Origin of the sequence: Aurantibacillus circumpalustris (genome assembly GCF_029625215.1) — a bacterium.
Taxonomy (GTDB): domain Bacteria; phylum Bacteroidota; class Bacteroidia; order B-17B0; family Aurantibacillaceae; genus Aurantibacillus; species Aurantibacillus circumpalustris.
Genome location: NZ_CP121197.1, coordinates 2,196,617 through 2,214,806, shown reverse-complemented (window position 1 = coordinate 2,214,806; position 18,190 = coordinate 2,196,617). Strand labels below are relative to the sequence as shown.

Below are 18,190 nucleotides of genomic sequence, written 5' to 3'. Positions count from 1 at the left end.
ATTATTTGATTCCGTATTTGTTTTTGTATTTATTATAAAGTTCGGTTTGTTTGTTGTAAAGGTCTACTTTCTTACCAGATATATAAGCAAGAAAAATGTTATTTGTTCTAATATCTAATAAATCACCTTCACTTATTACAAGTGAAGCCAACTTACCTTCTTCTAATGATCCAATTAATTTATCTACGCCTAAAATAATGGCGGCATTCAGCGTAATGGATGAAAGTGCTTGTTCTTTTGTTAAACCATATGCAACAGATTCACCAGCATTAAAAGGCAAATTTCTGCTTTGCATTGCTTCCATATCACCTTCTAATTGAAGACAGAATATGACACTGTCTTTTTGTAAAAGATATGGTAAACTGTAGATGATATCTACGTTGTCATCTGTATAATCTGGTAAGTCGTTCACTCGGTTAAGCATTACAGGAACTTTATATTTCTTAAGTTCAGCGGTGATGCGGTAGCTCTCTTTTCCACCAACAATAACAGGCTTTTTGATTGCAAGTTTTTGTACGAATTGTAAGGCCTTTAAAATATCTTTTGCGTGATCACTGTGGATGTAAAGATTTGCAGTTCCATTTAAAACGTTTCTCATGGCTTCAAAGCGAAGATTTTTTTCCTTGTTGTCAGTCGTTTTACAATAAGCAATGGCATCTTCAAAAAACTTGGTTAGAAGATTCATTTCCTCGGTATACTTTTTATTTTGCGCTTTAGAAAGGCCATCATCTTCAGACCATTTATTGACAACCGCTTTTGGAAAATTAAGATGGATACCGTCATCGGCTTTTAATACAGCATCTTCCCAGTTCCAACCTTCTAAAGCTAAAATAGAAGAAGAACCACTAATTAAACCGCTTCTTGGTGTTGCTTGTGTGTACAAAACGCCATTTGTTTTAACGGTTGGAATAATAAGATTATCGGTGTTGTAAGCGATCAAAGATCGAATGTGTGGGTTTAGAGTACCTACTTCATGGAAATCGATAGTTGCTCTCACTGCCTCTGCGTCATGCAAACCAAGTACATTGTTCGTATTAATTAAAGCTGGATAAATGTGTTTTCCGGCGAGATCAATAACAGTGTCAAACGATTTGTAATCTAACTTTAAGCCTTTGGTTTGGGAAACGGTTTCAATTTTATCTTTATTGATTACAATAAGACTTCCCTCGATAATTTTTCCATTGCCAATATGTGCCGTGGCATTTAATAGTGCAATGTGGTTATACGTTTTTTGTGCCGAATAATAAGTGCCGATCAAAAGTAAAACCGCAAGTATGTTTAATTTTTTCATTTTGTTTCTATCTTAAACCAGTTTCTTCTTCTGAAACGCCTTCAATTGTATTGCAATGATACAAGCGTTGGTTCTCATGTGTTGGTTTCACTACTTTAGTTCCTTTGCTTTTTTCTAAAAGTAATTTTGTGATGATGCGAGATCTTTCATTTTTAATTTTTTCCTGCAGCTTCACATCTTCATCTCTGTCAAAATAAATTTGACCATCAATAATTGTCTTATCTGCTTTTGCATAAACGCTTAAAGGATTGTCTGTCCATAACACCAAATCTGCAACCATGCCTACTTTAATACGTCCAACTTTATTATCAATGTGTAACATTTTTGCAGGATTAAGCGTAACGAGCTTTAATGCTTCTGTTTCTGAAAGTCCACCATACTTAATACACTTTGCAGCTTCTTGATTAAGACGTCGCGCCATTTCTGCATCATCACTATTAATCGCAGTATTCACTCCAACTTTTGTAAGTACAGCTGCGTTATATGGAATTGCTTCCATCACTTCATTTTTATAAGCCCACCAATCGGAGAATGTAGAAGCGTTTGCTCCATGCACTTTCATTTTATCGGCAACTTTATACCCTTCAAGAATATGTGTAAAGGTATTTACTTTAAAACCAAAACTATCTGCCACATGCATGAGCATATTTATTTCACTTTGTACATAACTGTGACAAGTAATAAATCTCTTCATATTTAAAATTTCTGCCAATGCTTCTAATTCCAGATCTCGTCTGAAAGAACTTGTATTTATTCCTTTAGCAGAAAGTTGCTGCTCTTTATCGTACTCTTTCGCGCGTGTGAAAAAATCAACATATACTTGTTCCACACCCATGCGCGATTGAGGAAAACGTACTTTATTTAAATCGCCCCAATTACTTTGTTTTACATTTTCACCCAAAGCAAATTTTATAAATGGATCAGCCTTTTCATATTTCATGTCTTCGGCGTTATGGCCCCAGCGCAACTTAATTAATACACTTTGACCACCAATTGGATTAGCCGAGCCATGCAACAACTGAGCAGTTGTGACACCACCTGAAAGTTGGCGGTAAATATTAATATCTTCTGGATTAATTACATCACCCATCCGCACTTCTGCACTGCTTGCTTGAGTACCTTCATTTACTCCGGCAGTTAAAGCGATATGACTGTGTTCATCAATGATTCCTGGCGTAAGGTGCTTTCCTTTTGCATCAATAACTTTTGCATAGGCCAGTTTAGGGGCGTCAATATTGGGAGCAATGCGCACTATTTTTCCGTCCACCACATACACGTCGTAATCCTGCAAAACCGTATCGCCGTTGTTAGTCCATACCGTTGCGTTTTTTATTAAGATAGCCGAATAACGGTTTTTAAATTTATTCCATGACTCTTTAAAGAGGGTACTTTCTTCGGGAAGTTCTTCTCCATATGTCGTAAAAGGATAAATAACCTTTCCAAGATTTAAAGCGGAAGGCTCTGATTTTGGTTTCTTTTTGGAAGTATCGGCCGAAATAAAATTAATTTGAAATTTTTTCCAACTACCATTTGATAGTTGTGCATTGCCATCAAAACCTTTTGTTTCTTTATTATAAGAAGCAGTTCCTCTAAAATTATTTATTGAATCGATTTGAAAACTGAGCATTAAAAAATTATCTTCAAAATCATAGGTAACCCTCTTTTTAGTCGTATCAATTAAAACTACTGCTTTGGGTTTCGATTGTTCTCCTGAAAGTTTGAGACTGTAGGTTCTTTCCGAAACACTTAGAATATAATTTCCTCTTAAATCAGGCGTATTAATTTCTTCATACAAATTTGGCTCGCCTACCACCCAATGCTGAATGATAGAAGCCTCTTCGTCAAATATTGATTTTGTGCTGATAAAAAAATTAGCGAAGTATCCTTTTTTAAGTGCGCCAATTTTATCAGAGGCGTTTATAAATTGAGCCGGATTAGCTGTTAAGGCTTTGAGTGCTGTTTTTTCAGTCAATCCATATTGAATCGCTTTGCGAATGTTTTTGAGGAATACTTTTTTATCTTTTAAATCAGAAGTAGTGAAACAAAAGGTAATATTATTTTTTTCTAAAGCTGAAGGGTTACTGGGAGCCAATTCCCAATGTTTTAATTCTGCCAGAGAAATGCCCTGTGCTTCGTAAGGATCTTCCACATCGTAAGCTTCGGGAAAGTTGACAGGGATAATATAATTCAACGAAGTGCTTTTGATGTCACTTATCCGTTGGTATTCGTTTCCTCCGCCTTTTACAATGTATTTTACATTGAATTCTTTTCCGACTTTGGAAGCACGCAGGTCATTAAATTTATCATTCCCTTCAAACACTGATGGCAAGGTTTGTAATTTATTAAACTCATCTAAAGTAATGTTATACTCTGTTTTGTTTTTATTCAACGCATACCATGCGGCGTCCAGATACGTTTGACGCAATAATGCAATTGCGCCCGTTAAAGAATTTGGATAATCTTGTAGTGAAGTTCCTTTATTGAAGGAATATAATCCAGCAGCTTTATCTATGATAATACTTTTATTTTCATTTTCAGAATTCAGGTTAACAAGCATAGCACTTCCTCTTACAATGCCATCTTTAGAACAAGAAAGTACTGAACCAAAACCCAGTTTTTTTAATTCGTTTGCTTTTTCAGTATTGTGTACAAATAATTTATAGGAATCTATATTTGAACGGATACTCTCATTCCAGCCAAACGCTCCTTTTTCAGAACTCTCCATATGCGGGCCCGGTTGTCTTTTTTCTTTCTTTATTGGGGGAAGTCCGTAATCGCCATATAAATCTATAAACGAAGGGTAAATAAATTTTTCATTCAAATCGATAACAGTGGCATTTTTCGGGATTTCAATTTTTTCACCTGCACCTAAAACTTTACCATCCTGAATCAATAAAGTACCTTTAGTTAGAAGAGTTTCATAGTCCACATAAATATTTGCGTTTACAAACGCATAAATTGTATGTGAATTAAAAGGCGCTCCGTTAGTTGGAAAAGTACTCTGTGCTTTCAAATTACATTGGAGAGCGACGAAAAGTATAAGGTATAAAACCGATTTATTCATAAACCACCAAATTTAATGAGATTTGCCGAAATAACTAATTGGGAAAGGGTTTTTATCGTGGTAAATGCGCGGCGGCTTATTATCAGTTCTAGAAAAGGAATTTTTCGCCTCCATTGCCATTGCTCGATTGTTATTATACAATTCTCGATTGCGAGGTTATATTTTTATGCAAATTGACTCGCGGACCCTGCTAGTCAATTAATCCATACTAGCGGGAAACAATTCAATTTCTACTTGGACTTACTTAAAACGCCATTGGCTATACAGAGACGGAAGAAAACGGCGAGATGTAACTTCACTCCTTCACAAACTTTCTTGTTTCATTTCCGACTTTTATATAATAAACGCCGCTGGGCAATGCACTAATGTTTATTTGTGTGGCATCATTTTTCATTTTTGCTCTAAATTCCTCGTTGATTATTATTTTTCCAAGACAATCAACTATTTTCATTTCAGTTTTTCCATTTATATGCCCATAGCTGTCTGGAAATTCAATAGTTAAGATTTCATTTACTGGGTTAGGATAAATTGAAATGTTTGAGTGTGATTTATTTTCGTTTATGACGGCAGTTATAGCACCACAATCAACAATTGAAATAGATTGCGAAGTGGAATAAGTACCATTTGAAGCTAAAATCACATAAGAAGTGGCCGTTGGAGAACTAAGAGTGAATTGTGAATTAGATACTGACTGATTGTTTAATGAATACGAATTGGCACCCAAAATGTTTACAGTTAAAGTAGCATTAGTGCAAATTGAACCAGAAACAAATATTTTGGGTGGTACAGGTGGTAACGGTGGCCCATACTCTCCTACATACTCTACAGAACAATCATAATAAACATTGAATTTCCAAAAATGCCTATTTATGCAACCCGCAGGACAATCACCCCAACCTAGAGAATAAGTCAGTTCTACATGGTTAGGATAGATTACAGCTGAAATGTCGTTTCCGTCACCAACAACACTACCTGTCTCCGAAAAAACTACACCTGAAATGTTTTCAAACAAATCGGTCAGAGGGGCAGTATTATAGTTGCTATCTGATTTAAAAGTTACAACGTGATATGAAAACCAACTTGAGTAACTAGAGTAGTTTTGTATTGTAAGACTGTACGTGGAAATTAAACCATCAGCTTGTGTATTGCCTGTAGGAATATTACCGGCTTTTAATTGCTGCATCCAAGGCAAAGTCGAATCTGCGGCAACATATAATCTATTCATGATTGGATTAGGAAATGTATGAATATTGTACAGAGAGACAACGGCATTTCTAGCGGGCAGCGTTGTCGCATTATAAACAGCAATTAGTGCTTTTAAAATAGTATCCGTATGCGCCTGAGGTATTACAATGCTGTTGGTATCCGTTAAGTTTTGCTGATAAATTTTTTTCAGCGCGAGTCTATCTGCATCGTCAATGTACAATACCTTTACACTATCAGAAGCTGAGCAAGACGAAACAACTGTTTGAGAAACGACAGAATGCGTCCCTGTGAAAAAAACGAAAATTGCGATTACTTTTTTCATGGGTATTAGGATTTTTAGTATGACTCTATGCAACAAATTTAATGCCAAAATATCAATAGGATTACATCTTAATTGAAAGATTTTCAACCGTTTACAAATTCAGTCCTGAATTCGTTAATAATTTTCATCTAAATACTGGAAATACTTTGTCATTGGCAAGGTATGGCCTCAACTCCTAAGGCGGCCCTGGAACAAGTTACGTTCAGTTTGACTATTCACGATTGCGCTCAAGTAAGCTTTTCGCTGCGGTTCGAATTAACCCGTGTCTAACCGAGGGTTTTTATTCTCTGTATATATTGCTATTTTTACCGTTAAAATTCAAAATATGTTTAAAGGAATATTACACACCCACTATTTAGTAGTTACGTTGTTTTTATTGATTTACGTGATAAAAACAATTTTGTTGTTAAGCAACAAAAATGAACTGCTTGCAAAGTTTACATAAAAGATAAAAATCACAGAAATGATTGTGAGTGTTTTGTTTCTTGTAACAGGAATTGTTTTAATGACGCAGTTGCCTTTTGGCGGTAAATACGATTACCTATTTTATATAAAAATTGCTTTAGTTCTTGGGTCTATACCAATTGCTGTTATTGGATTCAAAAAATCAAATAAAATTTTAGCTGCTTTAAGTTTATTAATGATTACTGGGAGTTTTGGTTTGGCAGAATCTTACCACAAGAAAAAAGCTATTCCAAAGGAAGGCATGGAAGCTGTTGCATCAAACGATGGTGAATCTTTATATAAAATGAATTGCGTTGTTTGCCACGGAAGTGACGGAAAATTAGGTTTGAGTGGCGCAAAGGATTTAGGTACAAGCTCTATGACACTAGAAGAAATAAAAGAAATTATTTTACACGGAAAAGGTTTGATGCCTGCTGCGCAAGTAGACGAAGAACAAGCAAACGCTATTACTGAATACGTTCAAACTACTATTAAAGGTCATTAAATACGAATGGAAAATGGTAGATAGAAAACGGAAAATGTTATCCGGACATCTTCCATTTTACATTTTCCATCTTACATATTATAAAATTGAAGCCTGAACCAATCTCAACCGCCATACCCTCTCACTGCTGCATTCTAATTGGAGTAATTAATAAAATGCAGGACGACGGACTTTCGAAAGAATACCTTGACGAACTTGCTTTTCTCGCAGAGACCTATGGCCTTAAAACAATAAAGACCTACACTCAAAAATTAGAAAAGCCTGATAAAGCGACCTTTATTGGAAAAGGTAAATTAGAAGAAATAAAAAACTTTGTTCTTGAGAATGCCATTGATGTGGTGATTTTTGATGACGAATTATCACCTTCACAGCAACGAAATCTCGAAAAAGAATTAGGGAAAAAAATACTGGATCGCACCACGCTTATTCTTGAAATATTTGAGCAGCGAGCACAAACAGCGCATGCTAAAACGCAAGTGCAATTAGCACAATACCAATATATGCTTCCTCGATTAACGGGTATGTGGACACACTTAGAACGTCAGCGTGGTGGCACCGGAACACGCGGTGGCGCTGGTGAAAAAGAAATTGAGACTGACAGAAGGATTGTGCGTGACAAAATCGCTTTGATGAAAGAAAGGTTGCGTGACATTGACAAACAAATGGCCACACAACGTAAAAACCGTGGCGAGTTAATTCGCGTGGCACTTGTTGGTTATACCAATGTAGGGAAAAGCACAATTATGAATCTGCTGAGCAAGAGTAATGTGTTTGCTGAAAATAAATTATTCGCTACGCTGGATACAACTGTAAGAAAAGTCACTTTAGATAATGTATTTTTTCTTTTAAGTGATACTGTAGGATTTATTAGAAAACTTCCCACACAATTAGTTGAAAGTTTTAAATCAACGTTGGATGAAGTCCGCGAAGCAGATGTACTTATTCATGTGGTAGATATTTCGCATAAAAATTTTGAAGAGCATATTAACGTTGTAAAACAAACTTTATTAGAAATTGGAGCAGGAGACAAACCAACCATTTTAGTATTTAATAAAATTGATGCTTTCACATACACGCACAAAGACGAAGACGATTTAACGCCATCTACCCGCGATAATTTAACGCTCGAAGAAATTAAAAACACCTGGATGAAGAGTTTGAATAACCCTTGCTTATTCATTAGCGCGCAATCAAAAGAAGGACTTGATGAATTTAAAAAAACCGTTTACGAAATGGTTAAGGAACTGCATTTAAAACGTTATCCGTACAATAACCTTCTTTATTAAAACACTTCGGCATTGACAATAGATTTTAGATATGCAAAACACGAAGATCTTGCTAAAATTGTAGAGACCTATAATTCTACGATCCCTTCGCGCGTTGTAACAGCGGACACTGAAGAAATTAGCGTTCAAAGTAGACAAGAGTGGTTTGATTCACATTCACAAGACAAAAGACCTTTATGGATCGTTTCGTGTAATGAGGAATATGCAGGTTGGATGAGTTTTAATTCCTTTTATGGAAGACCTGCTTACCAAGGCGCAATAGAAATAAGTATTTATTTGGAAGATAAATTCCGCGGAAAAGGGCTTGGTAAAATTTGTTTACAAATGGCGATTGACGTAGCTCCCGAGCTAAACATTCATTCTTTACTCGGTTTTATATTTGGTCATAACGATACAAGTTTAAAACTCTTTTATTCCTTTGGTTTCGAAAAATGGGCTCATTTACCAGGTATTGCAAATTTGGATGGTACTATGCGCGACCTTCTCATATTGGGCAAAAAAGTTTAAATTAACACTATTTAAATCACTTCAAATCTTTGGATTTAAATCATTCATTTTCAATAATTGTTATTAGATTTGTTAATTACAAATTTTTCTATGGGAAAGCTTTCAGATAGAGTAAACCGAATCTCCGAGTCACAAACAATTGCTATGGCGAGAAAAAGCCGTGAACTAAAAGCACAGGGAATTGACATCATCAGTTTAAGTTTGGGAGAGCCAGATTTTGCTACACCGCAAATCATTAAAGACGCTGCTAAAAAAGCCATTGACGATAATTTCAGCTACTATACACATGTTTCAGGATATGTTGAATTACGCGAAGCTATTTGCATGAAGTTTAAACGTGATAACGGTTTAGATTATACAGCTGATGAAATTGTTGTCTCTACTGGCGCAAAACAAAGTATTGCAAATGCTGTGTTGTGTTTGGTAAACCCAGGTGATGAAGTTATTATTCCTGCACCGTTTTGGGTGAGCTACCTCGAAATATTAAAACTAGCGGAAGGTAATCCTGTTATTGTGGATACAACTATTGAATCTGATTTTAAAATATCTGCACAACAGTTAGAAAAAGCCATTACGCCGAAAACAAAAGTTATTATGTTGAGTACACCCTGCAATCCAACAGGCAGTGTGTATACCAAGCAAGAACTAAAAGCATTGGCGGAAGTTGTTGTCAAATACCCAGAATTATATATTATCAGTGATGAAATTTATGAGCATATTAATTTCATTGGTGGACACCAAAGTTTTGCGCAATTTGATTTTATTAAAGACAGAATTATAACAATTAACGGCGTTTCAAAAGGATTTGCAATGACCGGTTGGCGCGGTGGAATAATGGCTGCACCAAAATGGATTGCACAAGCTTGCGATAAAATTCAAGGTCAATTTACATCGGCTACAAGTAGCATTACTCAAAAAGCAATGCACAAGGCAATGGAATTGGATTATCCCACTTACATAGAGCCAATGCGTAATGCATTTTTAAAACGCAGGGATTTGGTTCTTAAACTAATGAAGGATATTCCAGGATTAAAAACCAATACACCGCAAGGTGCGTTTTACGTCTATCCTGAAGTATCGTACTATTTTGGAAAAAAATACAAAGACCATGTGATAAACAATGGTACTGATCTTACTATATTTTTGCTTGACGAAGGTCATCTCGCTCTTGTTCCAGGAGCTGCCTTTGGTGAAGATAGGTACGTAAGATTTTCATACGCTACCAGCGAAGAAAAATTAATAGAAGCTTTAAGACGAATGAAGGAGGCTCTTGCCAAACTTCAATAATTTACAATTAGAATGAAAAGATTTTCAATTAAAAAAGACCGCATCCGCGATATTTTTAAATCCTTCAATAACTTAAACGTACTCATTATTGGAGACGTTATGATTGATAGTTATTTGTGGGGAAAAGTAAGTAGAATTTCACCAGAGGCACCCGTGCCTATTGTTGCTGTGGCTAAAAAAGAAAGAAGGCTTGGCGGTGCTGCAAATGTTGCGTTAAACATTCAAGCGCTTGGTGCAAATCCAATTTTGTGTTCTGTAATTGGTGTTGATTATGAAGGTCAGGCGTTTATGGATCTTCTTAAAAACCAAAAACTCAGTCAAAAAGGAATTTTAAAAAGTCGCGACCGTGTTACAACTGTAAAAACAAGGGTAATCGGCAATAACACACAATTACTGCGTGTAGACGAAGAAGAGGAAGAAGATATTACTGCACATGAAACACAACAACTCATTACATTGATTTCTTATATTATTAGTCATGACAAAATCGATGTGATTATTTTCGAAGATTATAATAAAGGATTAATTACCCCGAAACTAATTTCTAAAGTTGTAGAACTCACTAAAAGTAAAGGGATTCCTACCTGCGTAGATCCTAAGAAGAAGAACTTTAATTCCTATAAAGGTGTAAGTTTATTCAAACCAAATTTAAAAGAACTACGTGAAGGTGTGAAGCTCGATATTTCTGGTGATAACATTAACGAGTTACAAAGAGCCGTAAGTAGTTTTCGTGTAAAACAAAAAGTAGAAACCGTTTTACTTACCCTTGCAGAAAAAGGTGTGATTACTAATTCAAGAAAAGTAAAAGAACATTTACCTGCGCATATTAGAAGTATTGCTGATGTGAGTGGAGCCGGCGATACCGTTATTAGCGTTGCCTCCTTATGCAGAGCTCTAGATTGTAACGATATTTTAACAGCCGCTATTTCTAATCTTTCAGGTGGACTTGTCTGCGAACAAATCGGTGTTGTACCGGTTAATAAAGAGCAGTTATTGGAAGAGGCTTTGAAGTTGGAATTCGTAAAATAACGTGCATATAAGAACAGTTAGCATCCTTTTTTAACACAGAGAAAAAGAGATTAAGAGGTTCACAGAGAAAAATAATACTACCAACTAGTAGGATTTACCTTTCAAATTGAACGCTGAGAAACAGAGATTAAAATGTTCATTGAGAAAATCTTAATTTTAACTAAACTAAGAATGAAAAAGTGTTTTATAATCCAACTCTAAGGTATTACTTATTAGAATGAAATACACAGAAGTCGAATATAATGAGCTGACAAAACTAGTAATTAAGTGTGCAATAGAAGTACATAAAGAGCTTGGACCCGGTCTTCTTGAATCAGTATACGAAATATGCCTCATAAAATTATTGCGTGAAGAAGGGTTAGACGTAAAACATCAAGTTAAGCTTCCAGTTTATTTTAGAAAAGAAAAATTAGATAAAGATTTTATACTTGACATATTAGTCAACAATGTGTTAATACTAGAAATTAAATCCATTGAAGATCTTCAACCTATACATGAAGCTCAATTAATGACATATTTAAAGCTTTCAAACAAAAAACTAGGTTTACTTATTAACTTTAACGTCGAATTGCTAAAAGACGGAATTAGAAGAAGAATTAATGGAGACCTTAATAATTAAACGATTCTGTAAAATTTTCTTTAATGTTTTTTGTAAATTAATATGACCTAGTCTCGAATTAACTAATGAAATCTAATTTTAATAATTTTCTTATTATCGTATCATCAAGAGAAGTCTCTGTGCTCCTCATTTACTCTCAAACTCTGTGTTAAAATGAAGCATGATTCAGTTACACCATACAATACACAAGACGAAAAAAAAGAACAAGTAGCGCTGATGTTCGATAACATCGCCAAACGTTACGACCTTTTAAATAGCATTCTTTCTTTAGGCATACACAGAGGCTGGAGAAAAAGATGTGTTAAACTTTTAAAAGATAAACAACCAAAAAAAATATTAGATGTTGCTACAGGCACTGGAGATTTTGCCATTGAATGCGCGAAATTAAATCCAGAATCCATTATTGGAATTGATATCAGTGACGGGATGATGAAGTATGGTAGAGAGAAATTAAAAGTTCTGAAATTGGATTCTATAATTTCTTTAAAAAACGGTAATGCTGAAACTATATTTTTTCCGGACAATAGTTTTGATGCGATTGTTGTTGGATTTGGAGTTCGTAATTTCCAGAATTTAAATGCAGGTTTGAGTAATTTACATAGAATGCTGAAACCAGGCGGGCAATTAGTTGTGCTCGAATTTTCTTATCCCCGCAACGCATTCATTAAAGGATTTTACAATTTCTATTTTTCTAAAGTAACGCCATTTATTGGCAAAATATTTTCAAAAGATACAAGAGCTTACACCTATTTGACAGAAAGTGTAAAGGCTTTTCCTCATAATGAAAAATTCATAGAAATTCTAAACAGTCTTAAATACAAGAACACCTCTTTTGAACTTGTTAGTTTTGGTATTGCGGCAATTTATTCGGGAGAGAAATAGATTTATTCTCTTTTAAAACTATTTCAAGATTTTATTCGTAAGTTTAAGTGTACCGCGTGAACTAATTCTTCTTAGAATTGTTATAGCTACTTAACTTATCGTTTAAACATGAGCCAATATTTATCAATACCTTTAATTTCATGGGCAATAGTGGCCATTATCATGATCCTTATTTGGCTTTGGGCCTTAAAAATTAAAAATAATGGCATTGTAGATATTTTTTGGTCCACCAATTTTTTGGTAATCGCTATTATCATTTGGTTGCTAGCTGATGGTTTTTCCGAAAGAAAAAATCTTGTTTGTGCACTAGCAGCTTTATGGAGCATTCGACTTGGAATTTACTTGTCAATTAGAGTTGGATCGCATTTAGATGTTGAAGAAGGCCGTTATAAAAAATTAAGGGAAGAATGGAACAAGACAAAATTCTTTTTCTTTTTTCAAATGCAGGCATTTTCAAATGTCATGTTATCGATTCCGTTTTTTATTATCGCTCTTAATACATCTCCAGAAATTACCACAATCGAATACATTGGTGCCGTACTTTGGTTTCTTTGCATTATTGGTGAAGGTGTTTCAGACTGGCAATTGCAGCACTTTAAAAAACAAGCTGAAAACAAAGGAAAAGTCTGCCAATACGGTTTGTGGAATTATTCAAGACATCCGAATTACTTTTTTCAATTTTCAATATGGATTTCAGTTTTGATTTTTGCCTTACCAAGTCCTTATGGTTGGTTAGCGGTTATTTGCCCCATTTCTATTGGCTATTTAATTTTTAAAGTAACCGGCATTCCTATGACAGAAGAACAAGCTATTCGAAGCAAAGGAGAAGCTTATAAAAAGTATCAAAAGACAACAAGTGTTTTTGTTCCGTGGTTCAAAAAAAAGTAAAATGTAAACGGGAAAATGAAAGAGGTGAACTAGCAATGAAAAAGAGTAATTACATTTTCCATCTACCATCTTACATTTTCCATTAAAAAATAGGTATGTGGTATAATACATTCTTAGAAAAAAATAAAATTCCGGATGTTTTCATTCGCATTGGAATTAGAAAATTATTGAAACAACGCCTGAAAGACGAGGACAAAGGAAGTCCAGAAAACAATCAGAAACATTTAATGCAATTAATTGAAGAACTAAAAAGTTCTCCTATTGCTATTAATACACAAGAGGCTAATGAACAACATTACGAAGTTCCGACTGAATTCTATCAGCATTGTCTCGGAAAACATTTAAAATACAGTAGTGGATACTGGAAAGAAGGCGTCTCAACTATTGACACCTCGGAAAAAGACATGCTGGAACTGACTTGCGAGCGTGCTGAGCTGCAAGATGGTCAAGATGTACTAGAGCTTGGTTGTGGTTGGGGTTCTTTATCACTATTTATGGCGGCCAGATATTCTAAAAGTAGGATTACAGTTGTTTCAAATTCGAAAACGCAAAAAACATACATTGACAATCAGGCAACACAAAGAGGGATTACAAACTTAACTGTAATCACAGTTAACATGAATGATTTTAAACCAGAACATACATACGATCGTGTTGTTTCGGTTGAAATGTTTGAGCACATGCGCAATTACAAAAAACTCATGTTACTTGTTGCTAATGCCCTAAAACCGCAAGGGAAATTATTTGTTCATATTTTCACCCATAAAGAACTAGCTTACAAATTTGAAGTGTTAGATGAAACAGATTGGATGAGCAAGTACTTTTTTACGGGCGGTATAATGCCTAGTGATGACCTTTTACTTTACTTTAACGAAAATTTAAGTATAGAAAAACATTGGCGTGTGAGTGGCATGCACTACAGCAAAACATCTGAGGCTTGGTTGAAAAATATGGATAAGCATAAAAAAGAAATTATGACCATTTTTGAAATTACTTACGGCAAAAAAGATGCTCTTAAATGGTGGGTTTATTGGCGTATATTTTACATGGCTTGCGCCGAATTGTGGGGTTATAATAATGGCGAAGAATGGATTGTAAGTCACTACCTTTTCAATAAAAATTAATATGTGGCGATTGGTCATTGCATTACTTTTATTTCTCATTTCTCTTTTGGTTTTTTTTAAAGCACCAACAAACTTTTTGTGGAAAGTATCAATTGTAACTATTGAGTTTCCATACATTCCTATAACAATTACTTCTTTATTCATAATATCTTGTTTTTACGCCGATTATTATAAAATTGTGGTGATTTTTATTTCAAGTATAAGTCTTGTATTTTATTGTTTGCCGATTTTTGAAGTTCATAGCCGTGGTAAAAATCTGGAAGAAGATCTTGCTAAAAACTTTCCATTTCAAAAGAAAAACGATTTCCTTAAACAACCTTTTTCACTATTGAAACTACTTACCGGAATAGGGTTTCAAAAAACAGAACCTCAAATTTTAGTGTATAAAAAAACAGAAGATGAAAATCTCGAAATTGATTTTTATCCATCTTTATTAGAAGGTAAGCATCCCTGCATAATAGTCATTCATGGCGGATCCTGGTCGTCTGGCGACAGCAAACAGTTACCTGACCTTAACTACTATTTGTCGCAAAAAGGCTATCATGTCGCCTCTATTAATTATCGTAAGGCGCCTGAATTTAAATCACCTTCACAGGTTGAGGACACAAAAGATGCTTTAGCCTTTTTAATAAATAATTCTGAGGACTTAAAAATTGATACCACTAATTTTGTTTTATTGGGAAGATCAGCGGGTGCACAAATAGCTTTGGTTGCAGCCTACACATTTAATAATCAAAACATCAAAGGAGTTGTTTCGTTTTACGGACCAGCAGATATGGTTTGGGGTGCAAGATTTAGGTCAAATAAATTAGTCTTAAATACTGAACAAATTTTCAGGGATTATTTCGGCGGTTTAATTGACGACGTTCCTCAAAAATATCATGAAGCAAGTGCTTTTGAATTTGCGGAAGAGAACTCACCCCCTACTCTACTCATTCATGGGCCACATGACGCACTGGTTTCTTATTTTCACAGCGTTCATTTGGATAAAAAACTAGAAGAAAAAAAAGTGCCTCATTATTTTTTAAACTTGCCGTGGGCATCGCATGGTTGCGATTACACTATTAACGGTCCCAGCGGCCAAATTACAACTTTTAGTATAGAACGATTTATTTACTCAGTGACCAGAAATTAATGGAGAAGTTAGCAATCATAGGAACAGGAATTGCAGGAATGGGTTGCGCACATTTCCTGCATAAAAAATACGAACTCAGTATTTTTGAACAGAACGATTATATAGGAGGACACACAAATACAGTTGCCGTTGACGAAGATGGAAAAGATGTGTTTATGGATACTGGTTTTATGGTTTTTAATTTTGAAACCTATCCCAATCTCGTAAAATTATTTGATGAAATAAAAGCGTCGATTAAAAAAACAGACATGTCCTTTAGCGTTCAGTACAAACCTACCGGACTAGAATACTGCAGTTCGGGAATAAACGGTTTGTTTGCACAACGCAAGAATATCTTCAACATTTCATACATTAAAATGTTAATGGAAATTTCTAGATTTAATAAAATAAGTTTAGAAATACTTGAAGACAAGCGGTACGAAAATCATTCATTAAGAGAATTCATTAAGGAATTTAAATTTAGTGAAGAGATGCTTTGGAAATACTTAGTGCCAATGAGTTCTGCAGTTTGGAGTACACCGATGGACAAGATGCTGGACTTTCCTGCCTTAACACTCATTCGATTTTTTAAGAACCACGGCTTTTTAGGCTTAAACACGCAACACCAATGGTACACTTTAGAAAAAGGGAGCGAATCGTATAAAGAAATTCTAATCAAACCTTTTAAAGATGAAATTCAGATCAATAATGCTGTTGTGAGCGTCTCAAAAAAAGATAAAAAAGCGATCGTTATTTTAAAAGATGGAACACAAAAAGAATTTGATAAGGTGATTTTCGCTTGTCATGCCGATCAAGCTTTAAAAATCTTGACAGAACCAAGTGCTGATGAAAAACGTCTCTTAAGTCCGTTTAAATACCAGAAAAATATTGCAACAGTGCATACGGATGAATCAGTGATGCCAAAAAATAAAAAAACATGGAGTAGCTGGAATTACCGAATCGAGGAGATTGACAGAGAACTTTTGCCGACAACTATTTATTGGATGAATAACTTACAAGGAGTAAGTAAAAAGAAAAATTATTTTGTTTCGATTAATGCCTTTCCAAATAGTATTGCTAAAAATAAACTTATAAGAGAAATTGACTACGAACACCCACTATTTGATTTACCTGCTATTAATGCACAAAAGAAACTACCTTTGTTGAACCAAAACGGACCACTTTATTTTTGTGGAAGCTATTTTAATTACGGCTTTCATGAAGACGCTTTTAAGAGCGCGGTGGAATTGTGTCTGCGAATGTAAGATGTAAAATGGAAGATGGAAGTTGGGCGTGAAAATAAAATGGAAAATTGCAAAAGGAAGATGGGCAAAATGGCTGATGTAAAAGGTAAAATGGAAAATGGATGATGTAGCTATTTTTTAAAATTTAAATTTAACCTAAAATAGACCCAAATGAACGAGAAAACACAACAATTATTAGATAGGACATTTTACTTCGGTGTAAATACTTTGAAATTTCTAAAAAAACTTCCTGAGGATTACATTTATAAAATTCCAAAATTACAGGTTGGAAGATCAAGTATTTCAATAGGAGCAAATTATGAAGAGGCGCAGGGAGCTGTATCTAAAAGAGATTTCACGAATAAGATTGGCATTAGTTATAAAGAAGCAAGAGAGAGTCATTATTGGTTGAGAGTTCTGGCAGAATTATATGAAGACCCTAAGTATAAAAAGGATTTTGAAATCTTCCTTAAAGAGTCTCATGATTTAAAAAATATTTTCGCAGCAATAAAAAAATCATCCAAGAATGAATAAACCACCATTTTCCATATTCCCTTTTACATTTTCCATCTATGAACAGTTGCCTCTATAGAGCTAAAGTCATGCACAACCGTTTGAAGCCGAAATCTCACCGATTTCACTACAACGTATTTATGTTCTATATCGACCTTGATGAAATTGACACGTTGGTTAAAAAACACTGGATGCTGAGCAAAAACGGATTTAACTTTTTCTCACTCCGCGATAACGAACACATTCAATTGCCGATTGACGGTCCTAATAGGGACAAATCTACCAAAGAACATATTATCGCGTATCTTGAACAAAATGGCGTGAAATATGTTAATCAAAGAATAATGCTGTTAACAAACCTGAACATATTAGGTTACAACTTTAATCCTGTGTCCTTCTACTTTGTTTTGGGTAAAAACAACGAAGCTGAATGTGCAATTGCCGAAGTTGGAAATACTTTTGGTGAGATAAAGCCATATTTCTTGGGAAAAGAAACTCTGAATGAAAAAGGATTTCATCTTAACACCTCAAAGTACTTTTACGTATCCCCATTTATCGATCACGATACAAATTTCGACTTTAATCTCACTGTTCCAACTGAAAAACTGAATATCCGAATAGATGATTACAAAGATGAAGAGCGCTTCTTCATTAGTACTTTAACTGGCTCTAGGAAGGAGCTCTCGAACTATAATCTTTTTATTTATAGTGTTCGTTTTCCTTTACTAACCCTAAGAATAATTGGTTTAATTCACTGGCAAGCTTTTCGCCTTTGGTTAAAGAAATTACATTTTCATAAAAAAGCAGAAAACGCACATCTACAACAAGACGTATTTCGTAAATACGAGGAAAAAAGGTAGGATTT

At 34.7% G+C, this 18,190-nt stretch carries 16 protein-coding genes; 13 read left to right on the top strand and 3 right to left on the bottom strand.

Going from position 1 to position 18,190, the window contains the following annotated elements; all coding sequences use genetic code 11:
* Position 1 precedes the first annotated feature (1 nt).
* The 3 genes from P2086_RS09235 to P2086_RS09225 all read right to left on the bottom strand — a co-directional run bounded on the left by P2086_RS09235 (position 2) and on the right by P2086_RS09225 (position 5,883).
* Positions 2 to 1,291 (bottom strand): amidohydrolase family protein, encoded by a 1,290-nt coding sequence (locus P2086_RS09235; protein WP_317900163.1) that lies wholly within the window; start codon positions 1,289 to 1,291, stop codon positions 2 to 4.
* Positions 1,292 to 1,298: 7 nt separating this feature from the next.
* Complete coding sequence (locus P2086_RS09230; RefSeq protein ID WP_317900162.1) at positions 1,299 to 4,355, bottom strand: amidohydrolase family protein; 3,057 nt, start codon at positions 4,353 to 4,355, stop codon at positions 1,299 to 1,301.
* Between the two features lie 295 nt (positions 4,356 to 4,650).
* Entirely contained in the window at positions 4,651 to 5,883 is a 1,233-nt protein-coding gene (locus tag P2086_RS09225) for a T9SS type A sorting domain-containing protein (protein WP_317900161.1), read from the bottom strand.
* Between the two features lie 463 nt (positions 5,884 to 6,346).
* Here P2086_RS09225 and P2086_RS09220 point away from each other — a divergent pair, with 463 nt between their 5' ends.
* The 13 genes from P2086_RS09220 to P2086_RS09160 all read left to right on the top strand — a co-directional run bounded on the left by P2086_RS09220 (position 6,347) and on the right by P2086_RS09160 (position 18,185).
* Positions 6,347 to 6,832, top strand: a complete 486-nt coding sequence (locus tag P2086_RS09220) for a c-type cytochrome (protein ID WP_317900160.1) — start codon at positions 6,347 to 6,349, stop codon at positions 6,830 to 6,832.
* 155 nt (positions 6,833 to 6,987) lie between these two features.
* Positions 6,988 to 8,118, top strand: coding sequence for a GTPase HflX (gene hflX / locus P2086_RS09215; RefSeq protein ID WP_396127463.1), 1,131 nt, complete (start codon positions 6,988 to 6,990; stop codon positions 8,116 to 8,118).
* Between the two features lie 12 nt (positions 8,119 to 8,130).
* The gene (locus P2086_RS09210) at positions 8,131 to 8,625 is read left to right on the top strand and encodes a GNAT family N-acetyltransferase (protein ID WP_317900159.1); all 495 of its coding nucleotides are present in this window, start codon (positions 8,131 to 8,133) and stop codon (positions 8,623 to 8,625) included.
* Positions 8,626 to 8,715: 90 nt separating this feature from the next.
* A complete protein-coding gene (locus P2086_RS09205; RefSeq protein ID WP_317900158.1) occupies positions 8,716 to 9,912 on the top strand; it encodes a pyridoxal phosphate-dependent aminotransferase in 1,197 nt (398 codons plus the stop codon).
* 12 nt (positions 9,913 to 9,924) lie between these two features.
* Positions 9,925 to 10,941 (top strand): bifunctional heptose 7-phosphate kinase/heptose 1-phosphate adenyltransferase, encoded by a 1,017-nt coding sequence (locus tag P2086_RS09200; protein WP_317900157.1) that lies wholly within the window; start codon positions 9,925 to 9,927, stop codon positions 10,939 to 10,941.
* A 217-nt stretch (positions 10,942 to 11,158) separates the two neighbouring features.
* Complete coding sequence (locus P2086_RS09195; protein WP_317900156.1) at positions 11,159 to 11,560, top strand: GxxExxY protein; 402 nt, start codon at positions 11,159 to 11,161, stop codon at positions 11,558 to 11,560.
* A 153-nt stretch (positions 11,561 to 11,713) separates the two neighbouring features.
* Complete coding sequence (ubiE, locus tag P2086_RS09190; protein ID WP_317900155.1) at positions 11,714 to 12,442, top strand: bifunctional demethylmenaquinone methyltransferase/2-methoxy-6-polyprenyl-1,4-benzoquinol methylase UbiE; 729 nt, start codon at positions 11,714 to 11,716, stop codon at positions 12,440 to 12,442.
* A gap of 108 nt (positions 12,443 to 12,550) precedes the next feature.
* Positions 12,551 to 13,330 (top strand): DUF1295 domain-containing protein, encoded by a 780-nt coding sequence (locus P2086_RS09185; protein WP_317900154.1) that lies wholly within the window; start codon positions 12,551 to 12,553, stop codon positions 13,328 to 13,330.
* Positions 13,331 to 13,425: 95 nt separating this feature from the next.
* Entirely contained in the window at positions 13,426 to 14,454 is a 1,029-nt protein-coding gene (locus tag P2086_RS09180) for an SAM-dependent methyltransferase (RefSeq protein WP_317900153.1), read from the top strand.
* Position 14,455: 1 nt separating this feature from the next.
* On the top strand, positions 14,456 to 15,589 hold the full coding sequence (locus P2086_RS09175) for an alpha/beta hydrolase fold domain-containing protein (protein ID WP_317900152.1): 1,134 nt from the start codon (positions 14,456 to 14,458) through the stop codon (positions 15,587 to 15,589).
* Positions 15,589 to 16,833: an NAD(P)/FAD-dependent oxidoreductase gene (locus P2086_RS09170; protein ID WP_317900151.1), complete on the top strand. Its 1,245-nt coding sequence runs from the start codon at positions 15,589 to 15,591 to the stop codon at positions 16,831 to 16,833. The genes P2086_RS09175 and P2086_RS09170 overlap by 1 nt, the downstream gene beginning before the upstream one ends.
* 150 nt (positions 16,834 to 16,983) lie before the next feature.
* The gene (locus tag P2086_RS09165) at positions 16,984 to 17,346 is read left to right on the top strand and encodes a four helix bundle protein (protein WP_317900150.1); all 363 of its coding nucleotides are present in this window, start codon (positions 16,984 to 16,986) and stop codon (positions 17,344 to 17,346) included.
* Between the two features lie 38 nt (positions 17,347 to 17,384).
* The gene (locus P2086_RS09160) at positions 17,385 to 18,185 is read left to right on the top strand and encodes a DUF1365 domain-containing protein (protein ID WP_317900149.1); all 801 of its coding nucleotides are present in this window, start codon (positions 17,385 to 17,387) and stop codon (positions 18,183 to 18,185) included.
* Positions 18,186 to 18,190 lie beyond the last annotated feature (5 nt).

Bases quoted from the DNA above. Each gene is read 5' to 3' on its own strand.
- P2086_RS09235 (WP_317900163.1), bottom strand. From the start codon at position 1,291: ATGAAAAAATTAAACATACTTGCGGTTTTACTTTTGATCGGCACTTAT.
- P2086_RS09230 (WP_317900162.1), bottom strand. From the start codon at position 4,355: ATGAATAAATCGGTTTTATACCTTATACTTTTCGTCGCTCTCCAATGT.
- P2086_RS09225 (WP_317900161.1), bottom strand. From the start codon at position 5,883: ATGAAAAAAGTAATCGCAATTTTCGTTTTTTTCACAGGGACGCATTCT.
- P2086_RS09220 (WP_317900160.1), top strand. From the start codon at position 6,347: ATGATTGTGAGTGTTTTGTTTCTTGTAACAGGAATTGTTTTAATGACG.
- hflX (WP_396127463.1), top strand. From the start codon at position 6,988: ATGCAGGACGACGGACTTTCGAAAGAATACCTTGACGAACTTGCTTTT.
- P2086_RS09205 (WP_317900158.1), top strand. From the start codon at position 8,716: ATGGGAAAGCTTTCAGATAGAGTAAACCGAATCTCCGAGTCACAAACA.
- P2086_RS09200 (WP_317900157.1), top strand. From the start codon at position 9,925: ATGAAAAGATTTTCAATTAAAAAAGACCGCATCCGCGATATTTTTAAA.
- P2086_RS09195 (WP_317900156.1), top strand. From the start codon at position 11,159: ATGAAATACACAGAAGTCGAATATAATGAGCTGACAAAACTAGTAATT.
- ubiE (WP_317900155.1), top strand. From the start codon at position 11,714: ATGAAGCATGATTCAGTTACACCATACAATACACAAGACGAAAAAAAA.
- P2086_RS09185 (WP_317900154.1), top strand. From the start codon at position 12,551: ATGAGCCAATATTTATCAATACCTTTAATTTCATGGGCAATAGTGGCC.
- P2086_RS09180 (WP_317900153.1), top strand. From the start codon at position 13,426: ATGTGGTATAATACATTCTTAGAAAAAAATAAAATTCCGGATGTTTTC.
- P2086_RS09175 (WP_317900152.1), top strand. From the start codon at position 14,456: ATGTGGCGATTGGTCATTGCATTACTTTTATTTCTCATTTCTCTTTTG.
- P2086_RS09170 (WP_317900151.1), top strand. From the start codon at position 15,589: ATGGAGAAGTTAGCAATCATAGGAACAGGAATTGCAGGAATGGGTTGC.
- P2086_RS09165 (WP_317900150.1), top strand. From the start codon at position 16,984: ATGAACGAGAAAACACAACAATTATTAGATAGGACATTTTACTTCGGT.
- P2086_RS09160 (WP_317900149.1), top strand. From the start codon at position 17,385: ATGAACAGTTGCCTCTATAGAGCTAAAGTCATGCACAACCGTTTGAAG.